This is a genomic window from Lysobacter changpingensis (genome assembly GCF_017308985.1).
GTDB lineage: Bacteria > Pseudomonadota > Gammaproteobacteria > Xanthomonadales > Xanthomonadaceae > Lysobacter_J > Lysobacter_J changpingensis.
The window spans coordinates 1-15128 of sequence record NZ_JADWPE010000007.1 but is presented as its reverse complement, the minus strand read 5'-3'; the positions used below and the strand labels follow the sequence as shown (position 1 = coordinate 15128).

Below are 15128 nucleotides of genomic sequence, written 5' to 3'. Positions count from 1 at the left end.
CACAGGCCCCCGGCCGGACGCACGCTGTAGACGCAGCATTCAGCGCCTGCGTGCCAGCCTGCGCTCCCCGTCACGTAAAAGTCGTCCCGCTGCCATGCGAATGCTGCCGCTTCTTCTCCTTGCGTTCACGCTGCCGGTGCTGGCGGCCCCGCCCAAGGCCGGTCCGAACGCCGACCCGAAGCCGGAAATCGCGCGCGGCCCGGTGCAGGCGCAGGCGCAGAACGCCGTCCACACGCTGCGCTAGATTCCCGAAGCCTGCGCGCGGCTGGAAGGCATGTTCACCGGCCAGCCGAACGATCCGTACACCTTCGCCGTCGTGCGCATTTCCCCGCAGTGCCAGCCGCGCGCGCGTTTCGTCGATGCGGCGAAGGCGAAGCCGGCGGAGAACGGATGGGTGCTCAACGACGTTATCCGCGTGCCGAACGCCGCGTGCCCATCGCAACAGGCGGTCGTGCACGTGTGGCGCAAGCCGGTCGACAAGACGCCCAGGCTCGACGGCCAGGGCCAGCAGCGGATCTATCTGGAGGAGCAGTCGCAAAAGGCGAAGGCGGGCCAGCTCGACGCCATCCCGATGTATGCGGCGCAGATGGAAGTCGAAGGCGCGGCCTGCGGGCGCTGACCGGTTGGGGAATCGTAGAACGACAAAGGGGCCCGCAAGGGCCCCTTCGCGTATCGATCAACGCAAGCCGTTACTTCGCGGGCTTGAGCTTGTTCGACATCGACAGGAACGTCGCTTCGTCGGAGGGCGACAGGTTCGGCCGGCCCGCAACGATGCCCATGCCGATGGACGCCTGCACGTAATAGGTCTCGCCGGCTTCGATTTCCATCGTCAGCACGTCCTTGGTTTCGCCGTGCACGTTGTACTCGTGCTTGCCCGGCTCGACCGTCGCGACGAAGTACTTGCCGCTGCGCAGCTTGCCCAGCTCGGTTTCGCCTTCGCGGACCTTGAAGCCGATGGCGCCGCCGACGAACTTGGATTCGCGGAAGAACACGATCTGGCCCTTGTCCTGCGGCGCGGCGGCGATGAGTGTGTTCGCGGCCGGCGCGGCGCTGGTCGCGGCGGCCGGAGCGTCGGCCACGGTATCGGCGGCGAACGCGAGGACCGGCGACATCAGCACGGCGACCGCGAGGGCACGGGAAAACATGTGACGCATGTGGATCACTCCTTGGGATCGGACACCGCGGTGTCCTGTGTGGTCGGGTGTGGGGATGGGGTGGGCGGCGCCGCCATGTCCTGCGCGTGCGGCTCGGCAGGCTGTGTTGCGATCCGAGCAGGATCGATGTCCCGCGCGAGCTTCGCGTGCGCGCGGGTGCCGGGCGGGATCTCGATCTCGCGGCCGTGCACGAACATCGCGAAGGGCCCCGCAACGAAGGAGGTCGCCAGCGCCGCGGCGGCCTTGTCCTTGCCGCGTGCGCTGAGCTTCATCGCACGCAGGGGCAGGGTGCCGTCGGCGAGTTCGAGATGGCGCGCGGCGAGGAGGAGTTCCCCCGGCTTTCCGCCGGCGCGGGACGAGGACGCGTGGATCACCTCGCCGATGCCGGTCGTGCCGGCCGGGACGATCACGGTGCCGTCGAACATCAGCGGTTCGGCCAGCGCGATCCGGAACCGGTCGCCATTGCGATGGCGCTCGGAGCTCACGGCTTCGAGCAGTTCGATCTCGACGGGCTGGCCCGCGCACAACTGCACGCAATCCGGGAGTGTCGCGGAGGACGGGGTTGCCGCGGCGGATTCCGTCATCGAGGCCGGATCCGGCGCCGGAAGCGATTGCGCGCGTGCGCTGCCGATGGCCAGCGCGGCCATCAGCATCCATGACGAACGGTGCATCCCACTGCCCCCCGCAGCTGGCGTGCGGCAAGGCTAGTGGATGCGTGTCATTCGGCCAAGGGGGGAAGTTTCCTGGCGACCAGCGTGTTCTTCAGCGACACGTACTTGGGCAGCCCATCGCGTCCGTACGGCGGCGGCGCCTCGCCGCGGATCAGCGGTTCGAGGTAACGCCGCGCCTGCGCGGTGATGCCGTAGCCGTCCTTGCGGATGAAGTCCGCCGGCATCTTCTTCTCGTGGTTCGCGACCTTCGACAGCGGGGCGGCTTCGACCTTCCAGCGATACGGCGCGTCCGACGTGCGCACGATCACAGGCATCACCGAATTCATGCCCTTGAGCGCGAACTCCACCGCCTTGCGGCCGACGGCCTGGGCCTGGTCGAGGTCGGTCTTGGACGCGAGGTGGCGTGCCGATCGCTGCAGGTAATCCGGCAGCGCCCAGTGCACTTTGTAGCCGAGCGCGTCCTTGACGCGGCCCGCCAGGAACGACGCCACGCCGCCGAGCTGCGTGTGGCCGAAGGAATCCTTGCCGCCGCCCGCGTCGGCGACGAACCGGCCGTCGGCGGTCTGGATGCCTTCGCTGGCGACGACGACGCAGTAGCCGACGCGTTCGACCGTGGCTTTCACCTTCGCGAAGAAATCCGCCTCGTCATACGGGCGTTCGGGAAAAAGGATCAGGTGCGGGGCGGCGTCCTCGCCTTCGCCGGCCAGGCCCGCCGAGGCCGCGATCCAGCCCGCATGCCGGCCCATCGCCTCGTAGACGAACACCTTCGTGGACGTGTCGGCCATCGCGGCGACGTCGAGCGCGCATTCGCGCACCGACACCGCGGTGAACTTGGCGACCGAGCCAAAACCCGGGCAGCAATCGGTGACGGCCAGATCGTTGTCGACCGTCTTCGGCACGCCGACGCAGGTGAGCGGGTAGTCGAACTCCGCCGCGAGCTGCGACACCTTCAGCGCGGTATCGGCCGAATCGTTGCCGCCGTTGTAGAGGAACCAGCGCACGTCGTGCGCGCGGAAGACCTCGAGCAGACGCTCGTAGCGGGCGCGGTCCTGCTCCAGCGATTTCAGCTTCACCCGGCACGAACCGAAGGCGCCGCCCGGGGTATGCGCGAGTCGGCGGATCGCCAGCGCCGATTCCTTCGAGGTGTCGATCAGCTCCTCGCGCAGCACGCCGAGGATGCCGTTGCGACCGGCGAGCACGCGGACCTTGCGGGCCCGCGCGGCGTGGATCACCGCGGAGGCGGTGGCGTTGATGACGGCGGTGACGCCGCCCGACTGCGCGTAAAGCAGGGTTCCGGAGGGCATGTGCGATTCCAGGTCCGTGGTCGGATCGGGTGAGGGGGGCCGGGCAGGATGCGGTAAAGTGGCCGCACCATGTGCCCGCCGGGCAGGGCGCTGCGAGTGTAGCGCCGGCCGGCGGGAGGCGGACGGGGCCTGACCCGTGTCCGCCGGCCCTTCGGCCGCACCATTTTCCCGTTCTAGGAGTGATGTTGATGCGATTGGTACTTCTGGGCGCGCCCGGCTCCGGCAAGGGCACGCAGGCCGCGCGCCTCAAGGAGCATCTGCAGGTCCCGCACATTTCCACCGGCGACCTGCTGCGCGCCGAAGTGGCCGCGGGCAGCAAGCTGGGCCTGGAGGCGAAGGAGATCATGGCCTCGGGCAACCTCGTCAGCGACGAGATCCTGCTCGGCATGCTCGAAGACCGCTTCTCGCGCGACGACACGAAGGGCGGCTTCATCCTCGACGGCTATCCGCGCAACCTCGCGCAGGCCGCGGCGCTGGACCGGCTGTTGCAGCGCATCGGCCAGCCGATGGATTACGCCGTGCAGCTGGAAGTGCCGACCGAGATGCTGGTCGAGCGCATCGCCGGCCGCGCCAAGGCCGAAGGTCGCGCCGACGACAGCCCGGAGTCGGTGCGCACGCGCCTGAAGGTCTACAACGACCAGACCGCGCCGGTGGTCGATTTCTACCGCCAGCACGGACAGCTGACCGTGGTGGACGGCGTGGGGTCGCTGGATGAGGTGTTCACGCGGATCGTCGAAGCGCTGCAGCCGGCGAAAGAGGTCGGGTGAAGCAGGCCGCTTGCGCGGCACTGCTTCAGCGGTGAACTCCGCGATGTATGGGGTGAGGACGACCGCCCATGCGCTTCGACCGGCGCGACCGGCCGCCTTCCTCACCCCTCGGCCTCTCCCGCAGGCGGGAGAGGGGGAGTGATGGCCGCGCGGTGCCATCTTCGTTGACGCTGTTGCGAACGTTCGGGAAGTCTCGATCTTGAAGATTCATATTCTGGGCATCGCCGGCACTTTCATGGGCGGCGTCGCCGCGCTCGCGCGCGAACTCGGGCATGAGGTCGAAGGCAGCGACCAGGCGGTGTATCCGCCGATGTCCACGCAGCTGGAAAGCCTCGGCATCGCGCTGAAGCAGGGCTACACGCCCGAACACATCGGCGCCGATTGCGAACAGATCGTCGTGGGCAACGCGCTCTCGCGCGGCAACGCGGCGGTGGAGCAGGTGCTCGACGACGGACGGCGCTACACCTCCGGCGCGCAATGGCTCAGCGAGAACCTGCTGCCCGGTCGCGACACGCTCGCCGTCGCCGGCACGCACGGCAAGACCACCACCACCACCATCCTCACCTTCCTGCTGCAGGCGGCCGGGCGCGAGCCGGGCTTCCTGATCGGCGGCGTCGCCGAGGACTTCGGCGTGTCCGCGCGCGTCGGCGCGGGGCGCGAATTCGTGGTCGAGGCCGACGAGTACGACACGGCGTTCTTCGACAAACGCAGCAAGTTCGTGCACTACCGCCCGCTGGTGGCGATCCTCAACAACCTCGAGTACGACCACGCCGACGTCTTCCCGGACGTGGCCGCGATCCAGCGCCAGTTCCATCATCTGGTGCGCACCGTGCCGCGCCGTGGACGGTTGATCGTCAACGGCGAGGACAGGCATCTGGCCGAAGTGCTGGCGATGGGCTGCTGGACGCCGGTGGAAACCTTCGGCCTCGACGCCAGCCTGCTGCCCGCCGCCACCGGCGAGGGCAGCCATGGCGATCGCGCCGACGATCGCACCGCCGCGCGCGCCGCGTTCGACTGGACCGCGCGCCTGATCGCGCAGGACGGCAGCCATTTCGCGGTCGTGCATCGCGGCATCGAACTGGGCGAAGTGCGCTGGCCGCTGCTCGGCCGCCACAACGCGATGAACGCGCTGGCCGCGCTTGCCGCGGCGAATGCAGTGGGCGTGGACGTGTCCGGCATCCTGGCGTCGCTCGCGGATTTCCGCAGCGTGAAGCGCCGGCTGGAAGTCATCGGCCAGGCACAGGGCGTCACCGTTTACGACGATTTCGCGCACCACCCGACGGCGATCGCGACGACGCTCGCCGGCCTGCGCGCGAAGGTCGGCGATGCGCGGATCGTGGTCGCGATGGAGCCGCGCAGCAATTCGATGCGCCTGGGCGCGCATGCCGATGCGCTGGCACCGTCGCTCGACCTCGCGGACACGGTGGTGTTCCTGCATCGTCCGGAACTCGCGTGGGACGCGGGCAAGGTCGTGTCCGCGCTGCGCAACGAAGGCATCGCCGTGCCGGATGCGGACGCGCTGATCGCCGTCCTGCGCGAACGCGTGCGCGAGGGCGACCACGTCGTGTTCATGTCCAACGGCGGCTTCGACGGTGCGCCGCGCCGCTTCCTGGCCGCGCTGAAGGAAACGGCCGCGCGCTGACGCGCGGCACGCCTTCGCATCGCGGGCACCCGTCCGGTCCTACACTGCGCGCGATGTCCGACGACGCCGAGCTGCAACCGCTGGGGCTGTTTCCGCTGCACACCGTGCTCGTCCCGGGCGCGGCGCTCGGGCTGCGCGTGTTCGAACCGCGCTACCTCGACCTGGTCCGCGATTGCAGCCGCAACGGCAAGGGCTTCGGCGTGTGCCTGATCATCGACGGCGAGGAAGCCGGCGCGCCGGCGAGCGCCGCGGCGTACGGTACCGAGGCGGTGATCGAGGATTTCGGCCGTGGCGACGACGGCCTGCTCACCTTGCAGGTGCGCGGCACGCGGCGGTTCCACGCTCGGCGCGTGCGCGTGCGCGACAACGGCCTGCAGGTCGCCGACGTGCGCTGGTGCGACGCCGATCCCGACGACCCGCTGCGCCCGGAGCACAGCCTGCTCGGCAAGCTGCTGGAGCAGATCGTGGAAAAGATCGGCGGCGAGCATGCGAAGGCGCCGCACTCGCGCTTCGACGATGCGGCCTGGGTCGGGTGGCGCCTGGCGGAACTGCTGCCGCTGGACAACGCGCAGCGGCAGGTGCTGCTGCAGACCGACGATCCGCACGCGCGGCTGGATCGCCTGCTCGCGTTACTTCCCTGACGCCTCGCCCGCAGGCGTCGTGCGCACGCGCAGCACCGGCGTGTCGCCGTGCGGATGCGGGGCTTCGATGCGCTCCAGGTCTTTCAGCGCCTCGCGCACCAGGGCGTGCGCGCGCCCGTCGTCGTTGACCGGCAGCCACAGCGCGGCCACGGCCAGCGGCTTGTTCAGGCGCAGCGTCTGGCTGGTGCCGATCCACAGCGGCGTGCCGTCGTCGAGCAGCACCGGCGCGCGCCACAGGCGCAGCACGAATTCCTCGTCCTCGCGCGCGCCCGGATGCACCATCAGCAACGTTTCGGCCTGTGCATCGAGCGTGGCGGGCAGCACCGGCTGGTCGCCCGCGGCGGCATCGTCGTCGAGCAGGCCGAGCGTCGCGATCCAGTCGGCCTGCGATTGCACGCGCCAGCCGCGCGCCTGCAGGCGTTCGCGCACCGGATCCAGCGGCCCGGCGATCTGCACGTCCAGCGGCCAGCGACGGCGCTCGTCGCGCTCGTTGCGCTGCGCGGGCAGCGTGCTCCAGCCCTCGCGCCACCATCCCTCGTCGTCCATGACCGTGGTCGGCGTGGCCGCGTCGAAGCGGGCCAGCAGCGTGTCGGCCGTGCGTGGGGCGTGCCACAGCGCGGCGACGGTGAAGGTGCCGTAGAACAGCCACGCCAGCGGGCGCATCCAGAACGAGCGCTGCACGTGCCGGCGATACGCGATGCCCAGCGCCAGCAGCCACAGCACGCCGAACAGCGTGCCGCCGACCAGGTCGCTGGGCCAGTGCGCGCCCAGGTACAGGCGCGCGAAGGCGACGACGGTGGTGATCACGCCGGCGAGCAGGTACGGCCACACGCGCGTGCGGCCGGGCAGTTCGCGCGCGATCAGCACCGCGAAGAAGCCGAAGACGATGGTGCACATCGTCACCGCCACCGACGGGAAGCCGAAGCCCGCCGGCGCGGTCGGCGGGCGCGGCATGTCGATCGCCGCTTCCAGCAGCGACGTGAACACCAGGCCGAACACGATCGCCGCGGCGAAATGCGCCGCGGCCATCCAGCGCTTGCGCCACAGCAGGTACGCCAGCGCGACCAGCACGGCCGGGCCCAGCACGGAGGCATCGCCGATGCACGCCAGCGCCGCCATCAGGCGATCGGCGAGGGGGTTGCGCAGGCTCCACATGAAGTCGTGGATCGTGTGGTCGAGCGCCAGCGGCCCGCCGCTGGCGAGCAGCGAGGCCACCAGCGTGAACCATGCCCAGCTGATCGCCAGCAGGCACACCGCGAGCATCAGCAGCGACGGGGATTCCGGCCGGTTCGGATCGATCAGCGCTGCCGCGTACGGCCCGAGCCGCGGATGCTGGCGCGTCCAGCGCAGGGCGCGGGCGAGCAGGGTGTCGGCGTGGTCGGCGAACCATCGCCACGTGTACAGCACGATGGCCCAGACCAGCGCGATGGCGACCACGAGCGCACCAAGCACCAGCGCGAGGCGATCCGCGACCGCGGCCACCGCGTCGTACGAACGCCCCAGCACCCAGCCCGGCGCGAGGAACAGCGCCGACCAGGCGATGCACGCGACGAGGCTCGGCAGGGCGTAGCGCCGCAGCGGCATGTGCAGCATGCCGGCGATCGCCGGCACGAAGGGACGCACCGCGCCCACGAAGCGCGCGATGAAGATGCTCTTCACGCCATGCCGGCGGAACATCGCCTCACCGCGGTCCAGCCATTGCGGATACCGCGAGAACGGCCATCGCGAACGCAACTGCGGTCCCCACCGGTGGCCGACCCAGTAGCTCAGGGCGTCGCCGATGAACGCGCCGAGCGTCGCGCACGCCAGCGCGTACGGGCCGTTGATGTGCCCCAGCCCCACCAGCGCGCCGACCGCGAACAGCAGCGGCAGCGCCGGCACGACGATACCCAGCAGGACCACGGCATCGCAGAACGCGATGAGGAAGATGGCGGCGCCGGCGGCGACGGGGTGTTCCGCGATCCATGCGGTCGCGCTTTCGATCCAGGCCGGTTCCATCGGAGGATTATAGGCAGCGCCTCCATGACGACGCGATGGCGGGAGTCACCGTGACCAACGGCCGTGGCCGCCGGGATCGGGGCGTCGGGGCATGCACATTCGAGGCGCGCCGCCGTCATTCCGTACACTGGCGCGATGTCCGAAACCCTCCATGCGACCGGAACCCCGGCCGTCGAAGTGCAGGCGCTCAAGGCCGACAGCTTCGGCCGCATCGCCCTGATGCGCGATGCGCGCGGCCTGTTCGTGCGCCGCGACCTGCGCCACGTGCCGGCATGGCTGCGGCTTCCGGCGTGGTGGCTGGCCCGGCGCGAAGCCCGCGCGCTGCAGCGCGTGGACGGCCTGCCGGACGTGCCGCAGCTGCTGCGCTGGGACGGACGGCGGCTGGATCGCAGCTACCTCGACGGCGCGGCGATGTACCAGCGTCCGCCACACGGCGACGTGGCGTACTTCCGGCGCGCGCGTCGCCTGCTGCAGCAGTTGCATCGACGCGGGCTCGCGCACAACGACCTGGCGAAGGAAGCCAACTGGCTCGTGCTGGCCGATGGGCGCCCGGGGATCATCGACTTCCAGCTCGCCACGCGCGGCGAGCCGCGTTCGCGCTGGATGCGGCTGCTCGCCCGCGAGGACCTGCGCCATCTGCTCAAGCACAAGCGCACCTATTGCCCGCACGCGCTCACGCCGGTGGAGCGGCGCGTGCTCAAGCGGCATTCGTGGCTTCGCGAGGCGTGGTTCGCCACCGGCAAGCCGGTCTACCGGTTCGTAACGCGCCGCCTGCTGAAATGGGAAGACAACGAAGGCCAGGGCCCGAAACCCTGACCGGCCGGTCGCGGTCTGCCGGCATAATCCGGCGCACCTGGCGGCGCGCCCCGACGGCGCGCCCCGACGATAAGGAGGACGCGCCATGCGCACCCTGTCCGGAAAGACGCTCTTCATCACCGGCGCCTCGCGCGGCATCGGTCGCGCCATCGCCCTGCGCGCCGCACGCGATGGCGCCAACGTCGCCATCGTCGCGAAGTCGGCGGTGCCCAATCCCAAGCTGCCCGGCACGATCCACACGGTCGCCGAGGAAGTCGAAGCGGCGGGCGGCAAGGCATTGCCGATCCGATGCGATATCCGTGAGGAAGAGGAAGTGCGCTCGGCCGTGGCTGCAACCGTCGACGCGTTCGGCGGCATCGACATCCTGGTCAACAATGCCAGCGCGATCTGGCTGCGCGGCACGCTCGACACGCCGATGAAGCGCTACGACCTGATGCAGGAGGTCAACGCCCGCGGCACGTTCCTGTGTTCGCAGGCCTGCCTTCCGCATCTGCTGAAGGCCGCCGATCCGCACATCCTCTCGCTCGCGCCGCCGCTGAACCTCGACCCGAAATGGTGGGCGCCGCACACCGCCTACACGCTGGCGAAGATGGGCATGAGCTTCGTGACGCTGGGGCTGGCGGCCGAATTCGGCCCGCAGGGCGTGGCGGTGAATGCGCTGTGGCCGCGCACCGTGATCGCCACCGACGCGATCAACATGATCCCCGGCGTCCGCCCCGAGTTGTGCCGCACGCCGGAAATCGTCGCCGACGCTGCGCACATCGTGCTTTGCCGGCCGTCGGACGATTACTTCGGCCATTTCCTGATCGACGACGACGTGCTGTTCGCCGCCGGCATCACCGATTTCAGCCGCTATGCCGTGGACCCGAACGTCGAGCACCTGCTGCCCGACCTGTTCCTCACCGAGTCGCAGCTGGCGCGAAAACCGCGCTGACGTTCAACCGGTAGGCGACAACAGCGCCGTGCCGCAATGCCGGCAGAAACGCGCGGCGGGATCGTGGCCTTCGAGGCCGCAGCCCTTGCAGCCGCGGCGGTCGAGATGGCCTGCTTCGTGGCTCGCTTCGCGCAGGCTGCTGGCCAGTTCCGCCGTATAGATGCCGGTGGGCACGGCGATGATGCTGTAGCCGATCAGGATCAGCAGCGAGGTGATGAAGCGCCCGAGCGTGGTCTGCGGCGCGATGTCGCCGAAGCCGACGGTCGCCATCGTCACCACCGCCCAGTACATGCTGGTGGGAATGCTCGCGAAGCCGTGCTCCGGGCCTTCGACCACGTACATCAGCGCGCCGAAGATCACCGTGATGGTGAGCACCGCGCACACGAATACGAAGATCTTGCGCCGGCTGCGCCACAGCGCGCCCATCAGCACGCCGCCTTCCTCGACGTAGTTCGTCAGCTTGAGGATGCGGAACAGCCGCAGCATGCGCAGGATGCGCAGCACCAGCAGGCTCTGGCTGCCCGGCAACACCAGCGACAGGTACGTCGGCAGGATCGACGCCAGGTCCACCAGTCCCCACAGGCTCAACGCGTAACGCCACCGGTTGCGCACCACCGACAGGCGCAAGGCGTATTCGGCGGTGAACAGCAGCGTGAAGCACCATTCCAGCGCGTAGAGCACGGTCGCGTGCCGCGCGTGGATGCGCGGCACGCTGTCGAGCATGATGACGACGACGCTCGTCAGGATCGCCGCGATCAGCCAAAGGTCGAAGTTGCGCGAGCGCCGCGTGTCGTGACGGAACACGATGTCGAACCAGCGGCGGCGCCAGCCGGACTCGGTGGCGGGCTGGAGCTGCGGATCCATCAGCAGGGGCATGGGCGTCCTCCTGCGGGCGATTGTGCGGAGCGGCTCGTGCAGGCGACGCAAACCTCCTGCCGTGATCTTCCCGGCGCGCTGGGCTTCGAAGGCGAGGAAGTCGACCGTTGGCGAAGGCGCCGCGACGGCCGGGATCAGCGACAATGTCGCATTCCGTCTCCCACCCGACTGCCATGACCGCCTCGTCCGACCTGTTCTCGCTCTCCGAACGCTACTACCTGCCGGTCTACCGGCCGCGCCGGATCGTGCTCGACCACGGTCGCGGCGCGCGCGTGTGGGATCGCGAGGGCCGCGAATACGTGGATTTCGGCGCAGGCATCGCGGTGAACGCGCTCGGCCACGCGCATCCGGCGCTGGTCGCGGCACTGACCGAACAGGCCGGCAAGCTCTGGCACACCAGCAACGTGTTCGTCAGCGAGCCGCCGCTGCGCCTGGCGGAGGAACTCGTCACCGCCTCGCGTTTCGCGCAGCGCGTGTTCTTCTGCAATTCCGGCGCCGAAGCGAACGAGGCGGCGATCAAGCTCGCGCGCAAGTGGGCCGCATCGCAGGGCCGCGCGGCCGAACAGCGCGGCATCCTCACCTTCCGCGGCAGCTTTCACGGGCGAACGCTCGCGACCGTCACGGCGGGCGCGCAGCCGAAGTACCACGAGGGCTTCGAGCCGCTGCCGCCGGGTTTCGTCTACAGCGATTTCAACGATCTCGCCGCGGCCGAAGCGGCGATGGCGTCCGGCAACGTGTGTGCGGTGCTGGTCGAGCCGGTGCAGGGCGAGGGCGGTGTGACGCCGGCGACGGCGGACTTCCTGCTCGGCCTGCGCGCGCTGTGCGACCGCTTCGGCGCGCTGCTCATGCTGGATGAGATCCAGTGCGGCATGGGCCGCACCGGCCATCTGTTCGCATGTCATGCATACGGCGTCACGCCCGACGTGGTGACGCTGGCGAAGGCGCTGGGCAGCGGCTTCCCGATCGGCGCGATGCTGGTCGGCGAGAAGGCCGCCGAGACCATGCAGTTCGGCACGCACGGCACGACCTTCGGCGGCAATCCGCTCGCGGCGGCAGTGGCGCGAGCGGCGCTGGCGGAATTGTCGTCGCCGCAGTTGCTGGCGAACGTAACGCGCCAGTCGCTCGCGATTCGCGATGCGCTGGCGGACATCGATGCGGAACTGGGGCTGTTCTCCGAAGTCCGCGGCGCCGGCCTGATGCTCGGCGCGCAGCTGCGCGAGGCCCACGCAGGCAAGGCGGGCGCGATCCTCGACGTGTGCGTCGAACACGGCCTGTTGCTGCTCCAGGCCGGCCCCGATGTGCTGCGTTTCGTGCCGGCGCTGAACATCAGCGACGAGGATGTCGCCGAAGGTCTGCAGCGGTTGCGCTCGGCGCTGCGGGCGTTTCTCGCCGGCTGATACGTTCTGCCGACATCCCCGCGTGTGTGCGGGGATGTCGCTTTGAAGCCGTTACGCGACCTCTGCGAAAGAAGCGCGCGCCGCCTCGACGGTATGCGCGATTTCCGCCTCGCCATGCGCGCTCGACACGAATCCGGCCTCGAACGCGGACGGCGCCAGGTACACGCCGCGCCCCAGCATCGCGTGGAAGAAGCGGTTGAAGCGCGCGGTGTCCGACGCCTTCGCATCCTCGAACGTTTCCACCGGTCCTTCGCGGAAATACAGGCCGAACATGCCCGGCGCGCGCGTCGTGGTGAACGCGATGCCCGCTTCGCTCGCGGCGGCTTCCAGGCCATCGCACAGCATGTGCGTGCGGCGCTCCAGCTCGGTGTGGAAACCCGGCACCTGGATCAGGTCCAGCGTCGCCAGGCCCGCGGCCATCGCCACCGGGTTACCACTGAGCGTGCCGGCCTGGTAGATCGGGCCGCTCGGCGCGACCTGTTCCATGAGATCGCGACGACCGCCGTACGCGCCCACCGGCATGCCGCCGCCGATAATCTTGCCGAACGTCGACAGGTCGGGCGTGATGCCGTAGCGCGCCTGCGCGCCGCCGAGCGCGACGCGGAAGCCGGTCATCACCTCGTCGAAGATCAGCAGCGCGCCGTGCTTCGTGCACAGCTCGCGCAGGTGCTGGAGGTAGCCGTCGCGCGGCAGGATGCAGTTCGCATTGCCGACGATCGGTTCGATGATGAGGCCGGCGATTTCGCCGCCGACTTCGTCGAACAGCTTCGTGGCGGCGTCGAAATCGTTGTATGGAATCGTCAGCGTCAGGTCCGCCAGCGCGGAGGGAACGCCCGGCGAATTCGGCAGGCCCAGCGTCATCACGCCGCTGCCGGCCTTCACCAGGAAGCTGTCGCCGTGCCCGTGATAGCAGCCTTCGAACTTGACGATGCGGTTGCGCCCGGTGGCGCCGCGCGCGACGCGGATCGCCGACAGCGTCGCTTCGGTGCCGGAATTCACCATGCGCACCATTTCGCAGCTGGGCACGATCCTGGTGATGCGCTCGGCCATCGTCACTTCCAGCGCGTTGGGGACGCCGAAACTGAGGCCATTGCGCATGGTTTCCGCGACTGCGGCGAGCACTTGCGGATGCCCGTGGCCGGCGATCATCGGGCCCCACGAGCCGACGTAATCGACATAGCGGTTGCCGTCGACGTCGACGATGTAGGCGCCTTCCGCACTCTGCGCGAAGAACGGCTCGCCTCCGACCGACTTGAACGCGCGGACCGGCGAGTTCACGCCGCCGGGGATGAGTTCGCGGGCGCGGGAAAACAGGGCGTGCGATCGTTCTTGGTTCATGGCGTGGGAATGTCCGTCTGAAGGGAGGAATGCGCGCGGCGCGCATCGAAGCAGTCGAGATAGGCGCGCACCGCGGTCGCGGGATCGGGTGCGTCGAACACGCCGGAAATCACGGCGAGCAGGTCGGCACCCGCATCGACGAGCGGGCGTGCATTGTCCGGCGTGATGCCGCCGATCGCCACGCGCGGCAGGCCGAGCGGTGCGCTGTCGTGCAACAGATCGGGCGTCGCCCGTCGCGCGTTGGGCTTGGTCGGCGAGGGGAAGAACGCGCCGAAGGCGATGTAGCTCGCGCCGGCCGCGGCGGCGTGTCGTGCGAGGGCGAGGTCGTCGTAGCACGACGCGCCGAGGATGGCGGTTTCGCCCAGCGCCGCGCGCGCGGCCGTGAGTTCGCCGTCGTCCTCGCCCAGATGCGCGCCGTCGGCGCCGATCGCCGCGGCCAGGCGCCAGTCGTCGTTCACGATCAACGGCACGCCGCGGCAGCGGCATAGCGGCAGCAATTCGCGGGCCTGGGCCTCGCGCAACGCGGCGTCGGCGGCCTTGTTGCGGTACTGCAGCCAGGTGGCGCCGGCCGCGAGGACCGTCTCCACGCGCGCCAGCAGGCGTGCGGTGTCGTTCTCGTCCGGCGTGATGGCGTAGAGGCCGCGCGGCGGCCGGGGCGGATTCATGCGGGAAGCTTCCGTGTGCGCGGACGCGGTGGGACAATGCGCGTTCCGCAAAGACCCGCATTATCCGCCCATGTCCGAGACCGCCGCGACCACCACGTTCCGCACCTGGATGTGCGTCGTCTGCGGCTTCATCTACGACGAAGCCAAGGGCCTGCCGGAAGAGGGCATCGCCCCGGGCACCCGCTGGGAAGACGTGCCGGACACCTGGACGTGCCCGGATTGCGGCGTCACCAAGGACGATTTCGAGATGATGCCGCTCTGAGGCGGCTTTCCAGGCCGATTCTCCGGCCGGATCAGGGGCTCGCGAGCCCGGGGCCGAACGTCAGCTCCGTTCCGTCTTCCAGCTTCAGCCGCGCGGCTTCGCCGGCGTTGAGTTCCAGCACGTAGCGCGCGGGCGCGTCGCTCGGGTACGGCGGGCAGCCGTCGCCCAGCGAGCACGGCGGCACGTCGCGCTGCTGCGAGACCAGTCTGCGGGCGGAATCGAAGTAGAGGATGTCCAGGGGGATCTTCGTGTTCTTCATCCAGTAGGCGAGCGGCTCCTGGCGCTCGTGGATGAACAGCATTCCGTGGTCTTTCGCCATTTCGTCGCGGAACATGAGACCGCGGGCCCGCTCGGCATCGTCGTCGGCCACTTCCACGGAATAGCGCTGACCTCCCACCTCGACCCACGGCGCGTCCGCGCCGGTGGCGCAGCCGGACAGGGCGAGGCCGCAGCAGGCGAGCAGCAGTCGGAAGGCGGTCATACGGGGCTCCGGGGCGGCGTGAAGAAGGGAGAGCGGAACATCCGGCAGCGCCCTGCGCGAGTCAATAGATGAAGTTCGACGAACCCCCTTCCCAAAGCCCGAACACGTGTGCACAATGCGCGCCCCGCCGAGGTGAATCACTGACGCGGGGCGCGGTTGAAGCGGCGGATTTCGAGGGGCGG

The 15128-nt window shown here is 69.6% G+C and carries 15 protein-coding genes and 1 pseudogene; 8 read left to right on the top strand and 8 right to left on the bottom strand.

Annotation, left to right across the window (positions count from 1 at the left end; genetic code table 11):
• Positions 1 to 100 precede the first annotated feature (100 nt).
• Positions 101 to 619: pseudogene (locus tag I4U41_RS15860) on the top strand (hypothetical protein).
• Between the two features lie 70 nt (positions 620 to 689).
• On the opposite strand, the gene I4U41_RS15855 reads toward I4U41_RS15860, so the two are convergent.
• The 3 genes from I4U41_RS15855 to I4U41_RS15845 all read right to left on the bottom strand — a co-directional run bounded on the left by I4U41_RS15855 (position 690) and on the right by I4U41_RS15845 (position 3129).
• On the bottom strand, positions 690 to 1154 hold the full coding sequence (locus I4U41_RS15855; RefSeq protein ID WP_206862153.1) for a DUF2846 domain-containing protein: 465 nt from the start codon (positions 1152 to 1154) through the stop codon (positions 690 to 692).
• 5 nt (positions 1155 to 1159) lie between these two features.
• The gene (locus I4U41_RS15850; RefSeq protein WP_206862152.1) at positions 1160 to 1801 is read right to left on the bottom strand and encodes a hypothetical protein; all 642 of its coding nucleotides are present in this window, start codon (positions 1799 to 1801) and stop codon (positions 1160 to 1162) included.
• 71 nt (positions 1802 to 1872) lie between these two features.
• Complete coding sequence (locus I4U41_RS15845) at positions 1873 to 3129, bottom strand: 6-phosphofructokinase (RefSeq protein ID WP_206862151.1); 1257 nt, start codon at positions 3127 to 3129, stop codon at positions 1873 to 1875.
• 188 nt (positions 3130 to 3317) lie between these two features.
• On the opposite strand from I4U41_RS15845, the gene I4U41_RS15840 reads away from it, so the two are divergent.
• The 3 genes from I4U41_RS15840 to I4U41_RS15830 all read left to right on the top strand — a co-directional run bounded on the left by I4U41_RS15840 (position 3318) and on the right by I4U41_RS15830 (position 6179).
• Positions 3318 to 3896, top strand: a complete 579-nt coding sequence (locus I4U41_RS15840; protein ID WP_206862150.1) for an adenylate kinase — start codon at positions 3318 to 3320, stop codon at positions 3894 to 3896.
• A gap of 235 nt (positions 3897 to 4131) precedes the next feature.
• Positions 4132 to 5538 (top strand): Mur ligase family protein, encoded by a 1407-nt coding sequence (locus tag I4U41_RS15835; protein ID WP_242525317.1) that lies wholly within the window; start codon positions 4132 to 4134, stop codon positions 5536 to 5538.
• 53 nt (positions 5539 to 5591) lie between these two features.
• Positions 5592 to 6179 (top strand): LON peptidase substrate-binding domain-containing protein, encoded by a 588-nt coding sequence (locus I4U41_RS15830; protein ID WP_206862149.1) that lies wholly within the window; start codon positions 5592 to 5594, stop codon positions 6177 to 6179.
• Here the strand turns inward: I4U41_RS15830 and I4U41_RS15825 are convergent.
• Entirely contained in the window at positions 6168 to 8177 is a 2010-nt protein-coding gene (locus I4U41_RS15825; protein WP_206862148.1) for a bifunctional DedA family/phosphatase PAP2 family protein, read from the bottom strand. The two genes, I4U41_RS15830 and I4U41_RS15825, sit on opposite strands and share 12 nt — an antisense overlap.
• 135 nt (positions 8178 to 8312) lie before the next feature.
• Here I4U41_RS15825 and I4U41_RS15820 point away from each other — a divergent pair, with 135 nt between their 5' ends.
• Complete coding sequence (locus I4U41_RS15820; RefSeq protein ID WP_206862147.1) at positions 8313 to 8993, top strand: protein kinase family protein; 681 nt, start codon at positions 8313 to 8315, stop codon at positions 8991 to 8993.
• A gap of 85 nt (positions 8994 to 9078) precedes the next feature.
• The gene (locus tag I4U41_RS15815) at positions 9079 to 9927 is read left to right on the top strand and encodes an SDR family oxidoreductase (RefSeq protein ID WP_206862146.1); all 849 of its coding nucleotides are present in this window, start codon (positions 9079 to 9081) and stop codon (positions 9925 to 9927) included.
• 3 nt (positions 9928 to 9930) lie between these two features.
• Here the strand turns inward: I4U41_RS15815 and I4U41_RS15810 are convergent, their stop codons facing one another.
• Positions 9931 to 10803, bottom strand: coding sequence for an ion transporter (locus I4U41_RS15810; RefSeq protein WP_206862145.1), 873 nt, complete (start codon positions 10801 to 10803; stop codon positions 9931 to 9933).
• A gap of 173 nt (positions 10804 to 10976) precedes the next feature.
• Between I4U41_RS15810 and I4U41_RS15805 the strand changes: the two genes are divergently transcribed.
• Positions 10977 to 12200, top strand: coding sequence for an acetylornithine/succinyldiaminopimelate transaminase (locus I4U41_RS15805; RefSeq protein WP_206862144.1), 1224 nt, complete (start codon positions 10977 to 10979; stop codon positions 12198 to 12200).
• Between the two features lie 51 nt (positions 12201 to 12251).
• Here the strand turns inward: I4U41_RS15805 and hemL are convergent, their stop codons facing one another.
• Positions 12252 to 13538, bottom strand: coding sequence for a glutamate-1-semialdehyde 2,1-aminomutase (gene hemL, locus I4U41_RS15800; protein WP_206862143.1), 1287 nt, complete (start codon positions 13536 to 13538; stop codon positions 12252 to 12254).
• Entirely contained in the window at positions 13535 to 14203 is a 669-nt protein-coding gene (thiE, locus tag I4U41_RS15795; protein WP_206862142.1) for a thiamine phosphate synthase, read from the bottom strand. Before thiE ends, hemL begins: the two co-directional genes overlap by 4 nt.
• A 70-nt stretch (positions 14204 to 14273) precedes the next feature.
• Here thiE and I4U41_RS15790 point away from each other — a divergent pair, with 70 nt between their 5' ends.
• Positions 14274 to 14465, top strand: a complete 192-nt coding sequence (locus I4U41_RS15790; protein WP_206862141.1) for a rubredoxin — start codon at positions 14274 to 14276, stop codon at positions 14463 to 14465.
• A gap of 31 nt (positions 14466 to 14496) precedes the next feature.
• On the opposite strand, the gene I4U41_RS15785 is transcribed toward I4U41_RS15790, so the two are convergent.
• A complete protein-coding gene (locus I4U41_RS15785) occupies positions 14497 to 14946 on the bottom strand; it encodes a DUF192 domain-containing protein (protein WP_206862140.1) in 450 nt (149 codons plus the stop codon).
• Positions 14947 to 15128: the final 182 nt, after the last annotated feature.